Here is a 17,135-nt window from a genome sequence, read left to right on the forward strand (position 1 = left end):
TCAGGCGAGACGGAATTCCTGCACCAGCAGGAGTACTTCAAAAAAGAGCTTGGATGGCTTGGCCGCGCCTTGCAGGTGACGCGACCCGCGCCATGGAGTGCATCGAGCTCGGGATCGCGCTATTGAACGAGATGCTGTCCGAATGGGCTCGCTTAAAAGCTATCCATCAACAATTTAGTTGTGCATCCAGCACAACACAACTATGATCTCCAATATAAACTTTTTTTCTGCGCCACCTTTCGAGCTGGTCGCACGAGCTGCTTTCACAATGCATTTCATAGTTTCCGCGGTTGTTTGTGGATTGGGGGAAATCAATGGAGAATGGCCCAACGCGGCGCTTCGTCGTAACGGCGAGTAAACCCAAGGGTAAGCTGCTTTCTGGGGTCAAGGCAGCTCTTGAGCGTCTCGGACCGCTCGGATGGGAGGCGCTGCTAGAGCACCACGGGCTCGATCTCTCCGCGGATGATCTCGCACACGAGCTATCGCGACCATTAACCCGCATAGACCGGTCCTTCCCCGGCTTCGAAGATTTCGCCCAAGAAGGCAATCGCGGCGTCGAGCCGGGCGCGCCCGCCAGAAGTCTCCTATTTCACGCCTTTGCATCCCCTCGGATCACGAGCTTTCGACATCGCGGACGCCTCACGAAGCTGAAGGGATTCCCCACCCTCACGGAGATCGAAGCGATCGAGAACTACGTATTCGGCCATCAGCCGCCTTCGATCGACGATCTGCGCGCTCGAGCCCAAGGGGCCCGCCTGGCCATCGTAGTCTTCGCAACCGAATACAGGGCGGCGCTGGGGACGGTCCATGGTCGGCATGCCGACATGGTCTTTGCGCGAACTGGAATCGCTCGGATTGGTACGGAGCCGCCGCTGTACGACGGAGCAGCACGCGGGTTTCTCCCCTTCGTAAAAGACAAGGACACCGGTATCCGCGCACTTCCTTGTCGATACGCCGCATACGTCGCCTGTCTGGTGCCAGGAAAGAAGGGCGCTCACGGCCCTCTCCGCTTTATCGACGGAGACGTTCAGGAGAGCGGAACGTCGGGAAGAAGCGCGCTGCGGGCCGGCTTACAAGATGCACCCGAAGCGCTACGCGTGGATGAGCCCGGCGACCACAATCGACGTTTCTGGGTGCCGCTTCACAAGTTATTCTCGGGAGGTGAATGCCTTCTCGACCGTGACATCGAAGTGCGGCTGTCCGCTTCCCATGTGAACGAGAAGATCAGGCGAGCTCACCTGAAGTTTCTCTCCAATGGACACTTCGGCGGGTGGTCTGAGCCCGCTTTGAGCGATGCCCCGTTCATTTTCCATGATGGGATCGCGGACTTTTCGGCCGAACCCGACGACGGCGGTTGGCTGCTACGACCCTTCTCTCACCCGCGACTGACCGAGCCCGCCTCCTACAAGGGCGAGCCACTGACCTTTTGCGTACCGAAGACTCCCGATAGCGGCGGATCTTGGCGTGCTTATCAGTCCAGCTTGAACCTACTTCCGCAACCGAGCGGAGCCCGCTCGGCACCGGAATATCTCCACGCACGACACGCGATAGCCGATGATGGATCGGAGCGAGACCTCAACGACGAGCCCGACATCATTAAGCTCGTCGAGGGTGGAGGGTACCGGGCCCGCCACTACGTCGACTTTACCGGCGACGGTTGGATCGACGTCGAGTGCCCCGAAATCGCGCTAGATCTTCCTCGCAGAATCCCGGCCTATTCGATAGTCGCATCGCCCGACTTCTTCCCCCTGGTCGATCAGACATCGCTTATGCAGTGGGCTGATCAATCCGTATTGCCCTCGTTGATGCACTCGCTTTGGGACGCGCCTGGATCCGGCCTTCCCCAAGCTCTTTCCGACCAGCGATACGCCGCCAATCTGCAGATCAGTGGCGCGAACTTCGATCCGGACGACGATACGATGACCGCCATCGTTGGTCCCTTCGGCTCCGGCGACGGTGCGCTCTGCCAGCTAAAGTCCGTAAACAACCACCGCGCTTCGATGCTTCCCGATGGAGCCGCTGGCGTTTTCGCACCGGGGTGGGATGTTTCTTACGACAGAACGTCTGAGACGGATCCCGAAGACACCGGCAAAAAGCTGGCTCCGGGGGTAACGTTCCTTACCAATTACGGGCTCGGCTCTCCCTTCATGGAGGATAGCAAACTGTGCGCGGCTCTCAGCTCGTTCTGGCCTGCGGCCGCACCGGACATCACTCGTACTTTTGCCCCAAGCAAGAACTATGCAACGGCGACGCCGCTGACCGACGAAGTCATCGGACTGGGATCGAAGCCGCCATGGGACGGGGTCCGGGGGCCGACCCTCAGGCAGAAGGAAGGAAAGGTCGAATACGCCTCCCTCGCCTACGCGGATTATGTCGAAAAGGCGCTCAGCGGAGGGTTCGATATAAGCGAGATAGGAAAGACGACCGTCGAGGAGTACGTCGCCAGAACCCTGACCATGGGACTTGTCTACCGAGCGCTCGGCGTAGAGACGCACGACGACAAACTCAAATGGTCCGTTCTCAGCTTCCGCATGGCCGATCCATCGGACGCCGACTTGCTGGCTGCCCAAAAGGCAACGGGACGTCGTCTAAACAAGCATTTCACATACCGCTACCTCGTATTTGACCATGCCGATCGCGGAGCCGCCGACCCGACCGATTTCAAGAAGGTGTTGGTCAACTTTGGATCGCTCAAGCTTCTCTTCGCCGATCCGACGCTCGTATTGACCAAAGATTCGGCGGGCGATTGGAGCGCCAATGAAGTCCGACGCTGACATTATAGTGGTCGGCGGGGGGCCGGCCGGATCGGCGGCGGCGATACATGCGCGCCAATCGGGGCTGACCGTCATCGTCATTGAGGCCGACGGTCAGCCGCGGCGTAGACCCGGTGAAACGTTGCATAGCGGCGCCGCTTCGATACTGGAGCAGCTCGGCGTCAGAGAGGCGTTCGAACACGCTATCGGCGGTCGCTACGGATCCATTCAAGTCGAGTGGAGCACCGCCCGATCGAGCGATCGAGGGTCGATACCACTGGCGGCGGCCAGCGGGTTTCACATCTTCAGAGACAAATTGGATGCTGTCCTCATAGAGCGGGCGGAAACGTTGAGCGCGGATGTGCGGCGCCCCTGTCGTGCACTTCGTCCCATTGTGCGCGACCAGGAGGTGGTCGGAGTAGAGACCGACTCCGGCCCTCTCGAGGCGCCCTTTGTGATCGACGCCTCCGGGAACGGCAATTGGTTTCGAAAGAGCTACCCCTCGCGAGTAGACGTCCTATCGCCGCGCCTGTTAGCTCGTTACGGATATTGTCGAGTTGACGATCTAAGAGACTTCGGCTCCCCCTCGATCAAGGGCGACCAGAGCGGCTGGCAATGGATCGCCCGCGTATCGGACGATACCCTTGCCTGGGTCAGCTTGGCTCTCCCCGGTGCTTCCGCTCGCCCGGTTAAGCCGACTGCGCTCGCTGCGCTCGCGGACGTGAGCCCGACCCGCGGAGCCGACGTTACTTGGAAGCGAGCCGATGCATACTCGGGCCCCGGCTTCTTTCTTGTCGGGGACGCAGCTTTTCAATTGGATCCAGCCGCAGGCCACGGAATTTTGCGGGCCATGATGAGCGGCATCATGGCGACGTACCAGGCGGCTGCAGCGATCAAAGGCAGGGTCGGTCCAGATGAGGCTGCGCAGCTCTACCGCGGTTGGATGGCAGAATGGTGGAGGCGCGATACCTCCGCACTAACCGAGATGTACCTCAGATTGGACGCAACGTGGGATCGATCAAGCAGTACCCGTGAACATCACCAGTCGGAGGCAGGGGCATAGCTATGACAAAGACCAAAATCGTCGATATTCGGAATCATGTTTTCGCTCCGGCGGCGATCGAAGCGGACGATTTCGTCGTCTGGAGAAATCTCGACGCTGTACCACACACCGTCGAGACCGCTCCCGACGCCAGTTTCTACTTCAATGTCGGTCCTCTTGCGACAGGCGAGGTCTCCAGTCCGGTCTGGTTTGGAAAACCAGGGAAATTTCCCTATCTATGCCGATATCACGCGGACATGACCGGCGAAATCGAGGTTGTCGCTCGCGGCGCAAAATTGCCGCAGCCCGCGCAAATGGATGGCGGACATCACGACATGCCCGGGCACGATATGCCGGGACATGGAGGGCACAATCTCTTCCATTTTCATGGCTTTGTGACCGGAGGCCGATCGGGGACAAAACTGTACATGTCCCATACGCCCGTGATCGCCGACGATCGTCACCGCTTTCAAGTCATTCTGCGCAGCAGCTTCGTCGAGCAGAAGCACCGCGACATCTACGACAAGCTCAGGGCCTCGTCATTCGGTGCCGGCAAAGTCCAAATATTTCACGATCATCTCTCACTCGTCGATATCGGCGACGGGACCATAAAGGATCTGCCGCAAGCATCGGTCGAATATTATCCTCCCGAAAGCCCTGACGGGATCGCCGTCCCTGGCCTGGAGGAGAACATTCCGGTCCGGATCGACCGGGTCCTGCATTTCCATCAGTTCGACCCGGACGCCAGCTATCCTCTCGGCCTGAGATATCTCGTCTATGGCGATGCCGACGACGTATTCATGGACCATCACATCATAGGTGCGCCAAGCTTCCATTCAGTCGCAAAATTGAAGGATGTGCCCGCGTTCTGGGAACCGACCAGGTTCGACGGCACGGCTGGAATTCTAATTCCAGAAAAGCGCATCGTAGACGTCTCTCCAAAGGTCCTGCGCAAAGTCGCTTTCGTCGACAATGCCTATCACCTCGCCTACCTGCCGCCGTCGGGCGCATACAGGCAACCGCCACCAGACCCCTTGATCCGTCGTGACGGAACGCCTCCGATTTATGACGTGACCGTGGACGGCGCCGGCAGTGATCGCGTCACAATAGACAAATTCATTCATTTTGATGTCGCGCTGCTAAACAACCGGGTCGTCATCGCCTAGGAGTACATCGCTTTGAGCATATCGCGTAGAGACTTGATGAAGTTTGCAGGAGCGTTCGCGGCTGGGGGAGGCTCTATACGATCCGTCGCTGCGGCTTGCACAGTAGGAATTACGCCGAATCCGAGCTCGGTCATGCCGCGCATGCCCCTCGAAGAATTCGTCGAGACCGCGAGCCTGCTCGACTCCTTGAGACGCGGCGTCAGGGAGATGAAGAAAAGGAAACCGTCCGATCCATTGAGTTGGTTCTTTCAAGCCGCGATCCACGGCGTCCAGCTGGATCCTGCGGACCTAGGTTACAAATACTACAAGGCGGCCTTAGACCAGGATCCTGGAGTGGCGCAGGTCGATCAGAAGTACTGGAACCAATGTCCTCACTTCGGGCAGCATTCCGCGGACTTTCTACCGTGGCACCGGGCCTACACGTTCCACTTCGAACAAATTCTGCGGGAGCATACCGGCGACAGCAACTTTTCGCTTCCCTATTGGAATTATGGCCCGAGCACGAACCGGAAATTTCCGAAGGCATTTGGAGTACAGCATCTGGACGGCAATACCGGCAACGACGCCGATGACAACATAAACCCGCTATTCATGAAGGAACGCGACTTCTACCTGACCTACTACGAACATCCCCTAATACCGAACATGCCGCTGCTGGAGCTGTCCGACGCTGTCGTCGACAACACTTCTGCTCTGGCCACGGACATCTTCTTCGGTACCACAGAGGATACCGGTATCGGAGGGGGAATAGCGGACAACAACCCTGGAACGCGGGGACTGCTCGAGAGCCGGCCTCACGACAACATTCATCGTGTTGTCGGGGGAATCATTCCCGGAGCTGCGGTTGGCCATGACCAGAATGGCCATGAGATAGAGGTCGATGCGCTTGGCGCCATGGCGCAACCGCCGACCGCGGGCTTCGATCCGATCTTTCCGGTGCATCATACCAATATCGATTGGATATGGACTCAATGGAGCGTCATGCCAGGCAAGAAGTGGGGTACCCTTCCAGACGCCTCTTGGTTCATGGAGAGGCCATGGTTCTTTTTCGATGCGAAGGGAAACTGCATCAACGAACCGCGGAAATCCTACTTCGATCACCGAGCGCTCGGCGTGAAGTTCAAGTACGAAGACCTGTCCAGCATGCCCCTTCCCTTACCCTCCTTTCCCGCGGCGCTAGTGGTGGCAGACAGCGGAACGGCGTCGAGAATAAAGTCTACTCAGGCGGTCGCGACTCTCGATTCGAGAATCGAGGCGGGATCGGCTCAGAACACAACGATCGTATTTCCTTCTCGAACGCTTGATGCGTTGCGATCGGCCTCCTTCGACCGTTCTCAGAAACGATTATTGCTCCGAATTTCGATAACGGGCTTGAATAGACTGCCGATCGTCGGCTTCGATGTTCACCTGACCCGCGCGGCTCCAAGCGGGGAGTTGAAACGCACTGATCCGAGTTTTCTTGGCTCCGTACATCTATTCGTCCATGCACACCATGACGACGAGGTCTTTCAAGATTTCACGATTCAGGACCCGACAGTTGTCGATTCCGCGTCTCCGGCCGTCACCTTCGTGCCCGTCGCGCTCACGCAAAGCATCGGTACGGGCCGGCCGAATCTCCAAGGAAGCCCGTTAAGGATCACGAGCATCTCCGTTCTCGCGCAGGATCGGTAAGGGACGTTAAAGTCCGAAAAAATCGTCCAAACATGTTTCGGATGGAGCAGGTGATCCTAATTCCCGGGGCGTTGCGAGAACCTAGCATCAAGATGGTGCTGAAGAAGTAGCGACCAGGAAGAGGAAGCCGCGGCCCGCGCAAACGCAAGCTTGGTCATATCGGGCCGAAAGGGGCGCCCCTTAAACCCTAATGACGCCGGTTCGATTGCGCGCATGGTGCAGTAGTTCATTTAACCGCTTCGGCTGAATCCGCTGTCCAAAATGCGTGGTGTCATTCTCATGGAATGCAATGAAGTGCGCGGAGAAGATCTGCTCCCCAGCTCTCAAGTCCTCTGATCCGGCGTCCAATATGTTCGTTATGATCCCTTTGACAGGGTTTTTTGCAGGCATTTCCTCGTAATGGAAAATCATAGAACGGAGACCGCTTTCGACCGGTTCAACTACGTGAACCCGCTTCCTGATCAAAAAGGCGAAGCCCGAATGCCCGAACTGAATCTTGCTTTTTCCGATGGTACGATCCGACACGGTGTAAGTGTCGTCGGCGTATGAGATCTCCATCGGAAACTTGTCGAACTTGTCGTTGCTCGCGGGCCAATAAGCCTCGTATTTTCCGATCATGTTGTCGAGAAGCTTCTGCGACGTCGGCTCGGCCACGACCGCCTCGAGCAATGCCGAATGCAGCTTCGATTTCGTCGTGACGTAAAAGGCGTTACAGACGGCTTGCACGTAGGCTTGATTGAGTCTTCTGCCGGCAATTCGGTTCTCAAAATTCTCGAGATCGTCCTTGAGAGTCCTAGCGTTATTTTCATTCAGTATCGCCAGGACGCGATTGAGTTCTTCCGTCGATTTTCGCATTCGTTCGATCGCAGTATGCAAACGCTCACGTGTGTAGAGCTCGATATCCATGCCGAATTCCGGGAGAAAAAAATGCAGAAATGATGCGGGAGCGCAAATTGGGTACAAATTTACGGGAATGTCAAATTACTCGAAATTTTCGTACGGCACAACTTTGGGTACGAAACGAAGCAACCCAACTAATTGACCCCTCTAATCGAAATTGACCCGCGCGCGGACCACTTGGCATTCTTGCGACCAGCGGGAGGAGCCACGACCAATGCACGGGGAGCGCCGTAGATGGGGACAAAGATCAAGTAGCTGCTGCAGGCGGATTGGAGAGCGGATCTGCTCTCCATGTGATCCGCAGGAGAGAGCCGACCTGAAGCGCCTGGGCGGCGGGGCCGGATTCGCACCAGGCTTCAATGTCGAACGTTCAGGAGGCATTTCGATGAAGCAGTTAGCGAAATACGGCCGCTCGGCGGCCTTTTGAAAGGGCGGCTCTCTTGGTTTGAAGGTTTTGATCGTCCTTTCGGTCGAACCATAAGCCCGGCGCCCGTTCCGGCACTATCGGCCGCTTAAGTAAGTTGCGTAACAAGAGCTCGTGTAGCGCAGCTCGGCTCTCATTTTGATCTCGCGGTTCGACGAAGGAGTGACTTGAGATGAAAAAGGCCAGGGAAAACGCCATCGGCAAGGTGACGCTTTCGATGACCTACGAGGAAGCGCGGGACGCCGTCGACAAATACTTGAAGACGAACTCGCGCCGGTATCTCGACATCCTCGAGAAAGCGAGCGACGTGGTGGAAACCATCCGCCGCGGCTCCAAAGGCATTCTCATCGCCGACGCGTACACGCGCGCAAAGAAGCAAGGCGGCGAGGAGTTTAAGGACCGCGCGAAGATCATCCACAAACTGATAGAAGGCCGGGCTGCGGACGCCAACTTTCGGATCGACAACATCGCCGACATGGTCGGAATGACGGTCGTAGTCTTCTATCCGGACCAGATCAACGCGTTCATCCAGGTCTTCTCGTCGGAAGCCAAGAAGGAAGGCTTGTTCCTGGACAAGTTCAGCGACGGGAAGATCAGCAAGATTCATAAGGATCGCGGATACCACGCCACCCATCTTCGCATCGGGTACAAATCGGTCGATACGGAAAGATTGAGGGTGGAGATACAGGTCAAGACCATGCTTCACGATGCGTGGGGCGCTAAGACTCACGATCTGACCTATAAGCCCATCGGCGACCTGGACCCGCGACTGAAAGCTCTGATGGAAAGCTTCGGCGAAAGCCTTCAGGCGATCGAGGTGCAAAGCCAGACGCTGCGCGACTCGATTCTATCGAGGGTACAACTGATGCATTCCAAGCGGCGCGATGCGAGGTTGGAGCTGATGTCCAAGCTCACCCGCCATCGCATCAGCTCGCCGGAGGGCAGTGCGGCTTATGATGGGTTGATCGCACGCATCAAGATGGACCATGTCCACCTTTCAACGTGCGCGGCGCGCGATGCGGACTTGGCGGACCTCCTCGCGGCAATCGAGCGCCTCGAAGAGGTCGGCGTCAATGCAAAGGACCGCTTGAAGCTGACGGTTGCGTTGGCATCCTACCGAGACGACGGCATCCTCGACCCGCGGATCGACGACGCGATCGATGCCTGGAAGAAGGAAGAGCGCGATCAGGGGGTCGCTGAGCCGATCATGCAGGTATGGATCGAAAGCTCGGCACTGTACCAGACCAATCGGGTCTCGGACGCGATCGCCATCCTGCGACGATTTTTGGCCGAGAATCCGATCGACGAGCGGACTGCGGTGTTGGCCAACAACCTGGCTAACTACGTCACCGAAGTTTGCCTAGATCGGCCGAAACTCGACAAGGACGCTGAACAGGAGGTTGCGGCGCTACTTACTGGAATTGAGCCTTTCATCGACAAATTCGAGCGCACGGCGTATTTGAATACGAAGGGCGCCTATCTGGTGGTGTTCGGGGACGACAGCAAGCTCGATGACGGACTCGACCTCATTTGGGAGGCATCGAAGCTGCTGCTGTCATCCGGGGAGGCTGGGCATGGTTACTGCGAGCTCTATCAGGCTCACGGGTGGCGGCGCAAACTGCACCTATGAATACTACCAAGGGAAGATAGGACGACGAGCCATATAGCACCTTCATGTTCGAACCGGAGGGTAAGCCCGTTTGGGCTTGTCTCGATTCACCTCGAATGTGGCGACCTCGACTCTACAAGTCAACGCGCTACCAAGGGGTTAACCCCTGTTTGTTAGAGGTTGTGTGCGGCTAAGCACACATCCTCGATTTGTCTAAACGATACTCTCACGCGCTGGCGAAACCGTGACGACAGTTTGTCCTGCGACAGCGTGACAATCACGTCGGCGCGATGTTGTTCGATCGAAGCTAGATCGCTGCGAAGGGATGTCGAGGCATTGCGACCCAGGCTTGCCCCAAGAATTTTCCTTAAGTTTCTCCGGGAAAGGATCACACCAAATAAGCTACTGACAATATTGGGATATTTGGTTTGGGGCGCCGTGGCTCGAACCCGCTGATTAAGAGTCCTGAAGATCAGCAGTCTCAACAAGGTAACCGCAAACCAGAGCGATGAAGGCCCTTTGATATCCTTGAAGTATTACCGGGAGAGCAAACCGGGATCATAGCGCCCATAGGCATGACGGCTTCCGGCTATTGCATCGATCTGGGCTCGAGGCCGTGCTCCCGGAGAACCTTGTGCATCAGCTCGCCCTTGATCTCACGTGCGATTTCGCTGAGGATCTGTGCTCCGACCACCCGCCGGGCATCGACATCATCCGTCAGGCCATGCTCCGCGAGCCGCTCGTTCAAGCGCGTCGGAAACTCATCTTCCAGCGCATCGGCAAGCCGGTCCTGCATAGCGGCATGATCATCGGAGGCGATTCGCCTCACCACCGTATCCCAAGGCTCCCAGCTCGTTGCTAGAAAATCCTCCAAGCCCGTCGCTTCCTGTTGCCGCACCGACGTCTCAGCCCTGGCAACGTCCTCCGGAGTGACGTCAGAGAGATTCAAGAAGCGCATATCCGGAGCGATGTGACGCAGTTCCAGCCGATCCCGTAGCTGGGTCTGAAAGGCAAGATAGACCTCGATCTCGTCGATATTGGCCTGCGGGTCGGCACGCCGAAGCGAGCTGACCGTCTCGCGTGCGATGTCGTCAAGCGCCCCCAAACGAAACATGACACGGCCATGTTGGAGCAGTTGGTCGAGCCGATTGTCATAGAGCCCATCTTTGACATCAGCGTTCAGGCGTGCGGTCTGCATGCCGTTCCAGGTCAAAGTGATGCGATCCTCGCAGGACGCAGTCGCTTCATTGGCCAGCTCGAAAAACTGCTTGCGCAGTCGCGGCCTCATCGCGGCCTGTAGCAGATTCTCGGCCACCAGGTCGCGGAACGCCTGATGACCATAGTTTACGGTGCCCGCAAGTCTTTCGAGAAACAGAGCGAAGTCCTGCGCACCCGGCTCTGCGGCGAAGCCCTGCCACGCGTCCGCTGCGCCAGGCTGGTCCGCGAGCCAGTCCGCGACAACCTCGTGCAGGGGCCGCGACTGGTGTTCCATTGGTTGTAGCGACATCGACAGGAAGACCTGCGGGCCGGCATAGTCCGCGCCGCGCGTGGCTGTCGCCAAATCGGTCAGCACCGGGGCCGGTATCGGGTTAGACCGCAGGTCGATGCTGGACGCGCTGCCGAGCTGCGTCAGCACGGTCGCGGGCAGGCCGGTCAGCTGGTTGTTACTGGCGCCGAGCATTTCAAGGCTGACGGGGAGTGTCTCGGGCAGATTGGTCAGCCGATTTTCGCTGACGTCCAGGTATCGAAGTCTGGCCGGAATGTCGGGCAGGCTTGTCAGCTGGTTGTCGCCTGCGTCCAGGTACCGCAGCCTTGCCGGAAGATCGGGCAGGCTCGTCAGCTGATTTTCGCTGACATCCAGGCGGCGGAGCCTGGCAGGAAGGTCGGGCAGACGGGTCAGCTGGTTATTGCAGGCGGAGAACTCCTCGATCGTTGCCGGAAGGGCGGGCAGATCGGTCAGTTGGTTGCCATCGACGGTCAAGCTGCGGAGCCTGGACGGCAGCGCTGCCGGCAGGCTGGCCAGCTCGTTGGCCATGAGGTGGAGGTGCCGGAGCCTGCTCGGAAGGGCGGGCAGACTAGTCAGCCGGTTGTCAGAAGCGTAGAGGTCCCGGAGCCCGCCCGGAAGCTGGGCCGGCAGACTGCTCAACTGGTTACCGATGACATTGAGGGTTCGCAGCCTGGGCAGGAGTGAGGCTGGCAAGGCAGTCAGGGACAATGACGACAAATTCAGCTCGTCTCTGACATCACCCTCGTCCCGCCATGCCCTCGTCCGGCGGACCCCCTCTTGCCTATTCTCGCCTTCGCCCTGCCCCTCTTCCGCTGCCCAGCTCGCCAGGGCGCTGTCCTGCGATGAGACGAGGTCGGCGGCGGCCGCTCCTGTGGCCCACCGCGTCAGGGCTGACGCCCACTGGGTTAGGCAGGAGGGGGACTGCCCGGCGACCCCAGACGTTGGCTCGGTGCTTTCGGATTCGGAGGGTATGCCAGCGCGAGTCTGGGCCTGTTCTGTATTCATTGAACTTCATGACATGTTTGGTCTCGGCCGATAAGGCGGCTCTATCGGCTAGATCGAGACGTTCGTATGCTAAGAAGCTCAGCTGTCGATAAGCTGACGAGGTCAAGTTATCCGATCGGCTTCGGCTCTACTTTGGCGCCGAACCCCAAAGGAAGCAGGATCCGTATTATCCTTATCCCGATGACGCTCGCATCATCGATGGCATAGTCAATAGAACGCTGAGCAAGCTCAAAAAGAACGAGCCTAACAAAAGGAAAGCTGCCTGGACGGCCAACCATCAATGGAAGTTTAGTGCTGGCTGCAAACTAAGAAGAAGGGGAGCATGCGCGAGCCGACAAAGATCGGCAGTACGAGCCTTTGCAAATTGGGTTATTGCGCAACTCTGCGGCGAGGACGTCCGCTCCCCGCGATGAATTGCAAGGTGGAGCTTAAACACCTATCGGAAGTCATAAGGAACTGTTCGTGATATAGTGAGAGCTTGCGGATGACGACGGCAACGCATTTGTGTCCACCGGCACTCAAATGTCGTTGGCGCGAGAGTCTACCCGAAAGGTTTTACTTCGATGCAGCTGTGTCGATGCAAGGCGGCAGAATAAGGGGATACCTTCAGAATCTCGCGCCCATGGGGGGGCTGTCGTGCTTCGCTCGGCGCAATGCGGCAACATTGGCTGGTGGTAAGCCGACTTTGCCGAGCAAAGGATGCGAGCACGGCGCTGTGGGGGGAGAATGCCTCTAACAGGAACCCGGCGAGCGCCGGGCGGTGTTGGAGCGCCTTCGCCGAGCCTTGCATGGCATCTCGAGGAGGGATCATGATCGGATCCCGGAGAGAAAGTGATCGGCTTCGATTTTAAGTTGATGGCCGGTTCGGGCAAGCACATTGGCAGATGCCGACACCTGCGACGATGATGTACCTGTGATAAACGCCTTCTGCGCGACCTGCCGGATGTTGCCCGCGACAGTCGTCGACATCGCGGCCGCATGCTGAATATTTTGGGCAATATCTTTCGTGACTGCGCCCTGTTGGTCGATCGCCGCGGCAATCGCTGATGCAATTTGTGAGATTCTGCTAATGCTGTTTCCAATGTTTGTGATGGCGCTGGCCGACTCCAGTGTCGCTGCCTGAATGTCAGCAATCTGCTGTCCGATTTCGACGGTCGCGTTCGCCGTCTGAGTTGCTAACGACTTCACCTCGAGCGCCACAACTGCAAAGCCGCGGCCGGCGCCGCCGGCACGCGCGGCCTCGATTGTTGCATTGAGCGCCAGAAGGTTGGTTTGCCTGGCGATCGCTGCAATCAGGTCAACCACCCCACCGACTTTTGTTGCAGCAGCCGATAGCTGCTTCATCCGGCGATCCGTTTCTGCAGCCTGGCGCACGGCTTCGTGGGCGATCTCCGTTGATCGCGCGACCTGCCGGCCGATTTCGGAAGCGGACGCCATCATCTCTTCCGTTGCCGCAGCAACCAGCTGAACATTGGCTGACGCCTCCTCCGATGCCGACGCAACGTTATCAGAGATCTCCCGAGTGAGCTGTGCCGTCTCTGTCAGCTCCCGAGCGGAAGCCTCCAGTTCGTTCGACGCGGAAGACATCGTATCAATGACGCTGCTAACGGCGCCTTCAAATGTGCCGGCCAGCTCGCCAAGCTCCGCCTTGCGCCGCTCCGCTGCTACACGGTCCTGCTCTTGATTCGCGGCAAGTTCCTCTTGCAATTTTTCCTTCGATCTCACCTTAAACGCTTCCATGGCCTGAGCCATATCGCCGATCTCGTCTGAGCGGCCAAGACCCGGCAGCGTGACATCGAACCGCCCGGCCGCAAGTTGACGCATCGCCTCGCTCATCCGACTTATAAGCCTTGCCAGCTTCTGACCAACAAGCAACGCAACGAAGCCGATCCCGAGAGTGGCAAGCCCAATTGTCCACACCAAAGCCTCTCGGAGGCGCGACGCACGTTCTTCAACAGAGCTAGCGCGAGCGTCCGCGCCTGCTATTGCTTTCAAAAGAAGGGGACGATTCCGGCCGTAGATTTGGACGAGATCGTCAACTTGGTCGTCCAGCGCCTGCTGCGATACAATCAACGCAAGAAAGCTCGATCGATAAGAGGCAACAAGCTTCTTCAGCTCACTCTTGGATTCCGGGGCAAGTTCTGAAGCAGCAAGTGCGGCCTCGAATTCGACGACGCGCTTTTCCAGCTCATCGCCATACCTCTCCTCATGACGTAGCATGAAATCCTTTTCATGCCGTCGCATCATCAAGATCAACATCGTCAGGTGCGGCTCATTGAAATGTGCAAGTCGCGCTTCTGCCTGATGCACGGCTTCGCGAAGCTTGCCTTGGAGCCCATCATTTTCCGTCAGCCCGAGCACCCGCTGCGCGGAGACGATGTTATTAAAACGAGCCGCATAAAGGTTGATTCCGGCGCGAAGGAACTTCACGTCTCTCAGGGGATCGCCCTCGGACGAGGAAGCGGCCCGCTCCTCGATTTGGCCAAGGTCCGCCAGTGCATTATTGATGCCCTCGGCTTGCCGCGCGACCACGGCTTCGTCGCGCCTGCGCAAAAACTCCAACGCCAGCTGCTGCGATTCAAGAAAGGCCTGAGAAAGAGACGTCAGATGGGCGCGAAGATTGGCGCTCTCGCTTACCTCACTCTGCGCCTTCGCGAGATAATTAAGTCCGGCAACGCAAGTCGCGCCAGTGACAAGCACGCTCACGATTCCCAAAAAACCAATTTGAGTGCGTAGGCTCGGTCGAAACCGACGAAGGACCGTTGATCGGAGCCGTTTCGCGATTGTAGGGGCGGTCATCAGACTTCCAATTGAATATGAGATCGTTTCGCGAAACCCCTAGTTTTGATTGGTTACATAAGTTTGAACTCGGTTGTCATCCGAATCATACATGCGCGAATAGTCGAGAGATGGCCACGCACTCTGCAGCGTAGCAGTAATAACCCGACGCATAAATTCTGCAGTTTGCTACTCATGCCCGCAGGATTCGCGCGCAGAATGGCCCATCACAGTTCCGCGGTGAGAATCGTGCCGCGAGGCCCAACCAAAAAGATATTTCGAAGACTCTGCCGTTTCGTCTTTCGAGTGTGCCCCCCGACGGATCGATCGAATATCAGCTTGAAGCCGGGTCGTCCGCTGCCGGAGGGCTCAATCCGCACTTGACTAGTGCGCTGGTCCTTACCTGAATGGAGCTCGCATTCGATCGTCCTGGAATTCCATTAAAGCAGCAGCGATGAAGAGCGTGGGACACTCCGGCGGTTTGAGTCGCCAAGTCGAGTACGCGATGGTCGACTTGGCTTCCTTACGGCCAGTCGAACGATCGGCGACGGTCTCGCGCTGCTTCCACTTCGCAACAGTCTTTCTGGTTGATCCCGTAGCGCTTGACGAGACCTCTCAGGCTCTCTTGACTATTTTGTATTGCTCGGACGGACTGCCTCCGTCGTGGTGGCGCAGCCGTGTAAAACCTGTCCCATAGCGCATCCTTCGAATCGCGCGATAAGAATGCACCATCAAGGCCTGGGACTAAACACCTAGTGCGCTGATGCCGAGGCTGTTCAATGCGCCAGGGAGCGTCGATGGTCGCCTCCCACAACTTAAGCGGAAGCGTTCATCCGTACGCCATAGAGAGCGTTAGAAGGACGATCCATTCTTTGAATGTCGGCTGCAGAGGAATTTCGCAAGCGACCTTGTCTTCCTGTACTTGTCCTGCGCCTCTCGCCATCGCAAGTTCAATGTAGATTTGACAAACGACGCGCATGATCCTGAATGGACCACACGCGCATGCAGATCTCCTCCAATCTGGGCGCCTCAATTTAGGAGTTCGGTCGCACGAAAGCAGATCGCGTAGAATAGGCGCCCGTTCGAGGATCGTCCGATCTTCGCCCGACGGCGGACTGTCGAGGCTATGCACCACTGCATTGCTCTTAAGGCCTTGGCCGGGTCGCGCTTATTCTCCTCTTTTCCGAGTAGTAGCTTTTCCGATCGTCGCCTATGACATGCGTATAGAGTGGGCGTGTAGGAATTGGCCGGCCTGTAAACCGGATGGTATCCAGCCTGGTTTTGTCCAAGGACACGGTTGCCCCGAAGACGAACCACTCTCGTGCCACGCTAGCATGATGACGCCGGTATGACCTTCGTAGATTGTTCGGATGATCACCTGAAAATCTGGCTTCCCCTCCGCCTCGAGGAGAGCAATCCGTTCCTGTAAGTTCTGGTTCGCGCTCAATCCGCGATCACGAAAGCCATCACGAACGTCTCGACCAATTTGGCCACTTCTGCAGCTTCGCCATGCTTGATCGGGCCCGACGCCACCGCGCTGAGAATTGCGCCCGTTGCTGAGGCGGCTTCGGCGGCATCTTTGATTGCCGGCAAGTCGAAGGCCTTGCGGGGCGCAGGCACTACACGGAATTTCAGATCGAGCGTGAGGGCCGCCATGCCAATCCTTTGAACGGGAAAATTGAAGGCGCCCGAAATCGCCCAAGTGTCAAAAAAGGCTAAATTTCACCAAAGCCGTCCATTGTGTTGCAGACACGGAGTCAACCGACGCAGCCGCTTGGCTGCGCAGAAAACCAGCGCATCCCAAGTAATGTGGGCCGACTTTAGTCATGACAGCGCTGCTAATATCGGCCTCATATTCGCTCGGGGTCAACATTGTCATCGCAAGAACTTTACACGCCGTCGGTTGCTGCAGCCGATCGGGATCTGATCTTCGTAGTAATCGAGCGCCATCGCGAGCTGTCCGCGCACTACGATGCGGCGGCGTCGGTTTCGGCTAAGCTCGAGGATGGTGCCGAATTTGCTGCCGCCGACGAAGTCACCGGCCAAACTAACCTGGCTCTCACGGAGCATGCAAATGTGCTCATCTGTTCCAAGCCAGCCACGATCGCGGGCGTGATCGCTCTGACCAGATACGTCGCCGGCTTACGGGAATGGGAGCTGCCCGATGATGATGCGTGGCACCGAGCGTTCTTAGAAGGGCTGGCGGATGCGATCGATGAGATCGGCATGGCGCAGCGGCGTCGGCACATTGGAAATTGAAAAAGGGAGGGACATAGAAGT

Annotated in this window: 10 protein-coding genes and 1 pseudogene; 6 read left to right on the forward strand and 5 right to left on the reverse strand. The window is 57.7% G+C overall.

Annotated features, from left to right (window positions below; all coding sequences use genetic code 11):
* Positions 1-314: 314 nt before the first annotated feature.
* The 4 genes from BRAGE_RS49405 to BRAGE_RS0128210 all read left to right on the forward strand — a co-directional run bounded on the left by BRAGE_RS49405 (position 315) and on the right by BRAGE_RS0128210 (position 6,632).
* Positions 315-2,774 carry a hypothetical protein gene (locus BRAGE_RS49405; protein WP_063617206.1) on the forward strand — a complete coding sequence of 820 codons (2,460 nt, stop codon included), beginning with the start codon at positions 315-317 and terminating at the stop codon, positions 2,772-2,774.
* Positions 2,758-3,816 carry an NAD(P)/FAD-dependent oxidoreductase gene (locus BRAGE_RS49410; protein WP_051378082.1) on the forward strand — a complete coding sequence of 353 codons (1,059 nt, stop codon included), beginning with the start codon at positions 2,758-2,760 and terminating at the stop codon, positions 3,814-3,816. Before BRAGE_RS49405 ends, BRAGE_RS49410 begins: the two co-directional genes overlap by 17 nt.
* Positions 3,817-3,818: 2 nt before the next feature.
* Positions 3,819-4,961 (forward strand): hypothetical protein, encoded by a 1,143-nt coding sequence (locus BRAGE_RS49415; protein ID WP_035730126.1) that lies wholly within the window; start codon positions 3,819-3,821, stop codon positions 4,959-4,961.
* Between the two features lie 132 nt (positions 4,962-5,093).
* Positions 5,094-6,632: a tyrosinase family protein gene (locus BRAGE_RS0128210; protein WP_027562268.1), complete on the forward strand. Its 1,539-nt coding sequence runs from the start codon at positions 5,094-5,096 to the stop codon at positions 6,630-6,632.
* A 180-nt stretch (positions 6,633-6,812) separates the two neighbouring features.
* Here BRAGE_RS0128210 and BRAGE_RS0128215 read toward each other — a convergent pair whose 3' ends face one another.
* Positions 6,813-7,538: a hypothetical protein gene (locus tag BRAGE_RS0128215; protein ID WP_027562269.1), complete on the reverse strand. Its 726-nt coding sequence runs from the start codon at positions 7,536-7,538 to the stop codon at positions 6,813-6,815.
* Between the two features lie 590 nt (positions 7,539-8,128).
* Between BRAGE_RS0128215 and BRAGE_RS0128220 the strand changes: the two genes are divergently transcribed.
* Entirely contained in the window at positions 8,129-9,586 is a 1,458-nt protein-coding gene (locus tag BRAGE_RS0128220; RefSeq protein ID WP_027562270.1) for a hypothetical protein, read from the forward strand.
* Between the two features lie 568 nt (positions 9,587-10,154).
* Here BRAGE_RS0128220 and BRAGE_RS0128225 read toward each other — a convergent pair.
* From BRAGE_RS0128225 to BRAGE_RS49420, 4 genes and pseudogenes are all read right to left on the reverse strand, one after another.
* Positions 10,155-11,600 (reverse strand): NEL-type E3 ubiquitin ligase domain-containing protein, encoded by a 1,446-nt coding sequence (locus tag BRAGE_RS0128225; RefSeq protein ID WP_231164283.1) that lies wholly within the window; start codon positions 11,598-11,600, stop codon positions 10,155-10,157.
* 1,284 nt (positions 11,601-12,884) lie between these two features.
* Positions 12,885-14,783 (reverse strand): methyl-accepting chemotaxis protein, encoded by a 1,899-nt coding sequence (locus BRAGE_RS0128230; RefSeq protein WP_181411723.1) that lies wholly within the window; start codon positions 14,781-14,783, stop codon positions 12,885-12,887.
* Positions 14,784-15,362: 579 nt separating this feature from the next.
* Positions 15,363-15,550, reverse strand: a pseudogene (locus BRAGE_RS54875) (IS481 family transposase); the annotation flags it as partial.
* A gap of 748 nt (positions 15,551-16,298) precedes the next feature.
* On the reverse strand, positions 16,299-16,511 hold the full coding sequence (locus BRAGE_RS49420) for a hypothetical protein (protein WP_035730128.1): 213 nt from the start codon (positions 16,509-16,511) through the stop codon (positions 16,299-16,301).
* 216 nt (positions 16,512-16,727) lie between these two features.
* Between BRAGE_RS49420 and BRAGE_RS0128240 the strand changes: the two genes are divergently transcribed.
* Positions 16,728-17,114: a hypothetical protein gene (locus tag BRAGE_RS0128240; RefSeq protein WP_027562273.1), complete on the forward strand. Its 387-nt coding sequence runs from the start codon at positions 16,728-16,730 to the stop codon at positions 17,112-17,114.
* Positions 17,115-17,135: the final 21 nt, after the last annotated feature.

Source organism: Bradyrhizobium genosp. SA-4 str. CB756 (assembly GCF_000473125.1).
GTDB classification, from domain to species: domain Bacteria; phylum Pseudomonadota; class Alphaproteobacteria; order Rhizobiales; family Xanthobacteraceae; genus Bradyrhizobium; species Bradyrhizobium arachidis.